This is a genomic window from Dellaglioa sp. CoH-56-MRSF-14, assembly GCF_056782115.1.
Genome location: NZ_JBXAYB010000090.1, coordinates 1 through 283 on the forward strand (window position 1 = coordinate 1; position 283 = coordinate 283).

Sequence of the window (283 nt, forward strand, 5' to 3'; positions counted from 1 at the left end):
GCTGTGGTGAAGCTCCACACCTTCGAATCGTCCACGACGCCGAGGTAGGTGCCGCTCGCCGAGTCGATGCTCTTGGCCGCCAAATAGTGCTGATCAGCAATCGGGATGGTCACCGCAGAGCCGCTCGAGGCAGGGATCTGACCCTGTGGCCGCGTTTCGGGAGCGGCGGCGGCGCTTGGCGCTGCGTTGACTGTCGATGCCTGCTTGCGTCCATTGGCGAGCGTGTTGATGATTTCGTAGATCGAGCAGGTCAGGTACAGCTGACCGGAGATCTGTGTTGGGT

Annotated in this window: 1 protein-coding gene; it reads right to left on the reverse strand. The window is 61.8% G+C overall.

Translation table 11 applies throughout. The features are described 5' to 3' along the window. Nucleotides 1-283: hypothetical protein (locus AC1RPX_RS07940; protein ID WP_481763355.1), on the reverse strand; the 283-nt coding region annotated here is incomplete at both ends.